This is a genomic window from Pseudomonas sp. S31, from assembly GCF_016648105.1.
Taxonomy (GTDB): domain Bacteria; phylum Pseudomonadota; class Gammaproteobacteria; order Pseudomonadales; family Pseudomonadaceae; genus Aquipseudomonas.
Map to the genome: position 1 here is coordinate 1 of NZ_JACVVE010000108.1, position 225 is coordinate 225.

The 225-nt window shown below is 63.1% G+C and carries 1 pseudogene; it reads left to right on the top strand.

Annotated features, from left to right (window positions below):
* Positions 1-225, top strand: a pseudogene (locus tag IAE37_RS28675) (aminotransferase class III-fold pyridoxal phosphate-dependent enzyme); the annotation flags it as partial.

Below are 225 nucleotides of genomic sequence, written 5' to 3' on the forward strand. Positions count from 1 at the left end.
ACAGCGAAGGCCACAAGATCCTCGATGGCATGGCCGGCCTGTGGTGCGTGGTCATCGGCTATGGCCGCGATGAGCTGGCCGAAGTGGCCAGCCAGCAGATGAAGCAGCTGCCGTACTACAACCTGTTCTTCCAGACCGCACACCCCCCTGCGCTGGAATTGGCCAAGGCGATTGCCGAGGTGGCGCCCGAGGGCATGACCCATGTGTTCTTCACCGGCTCCGGTT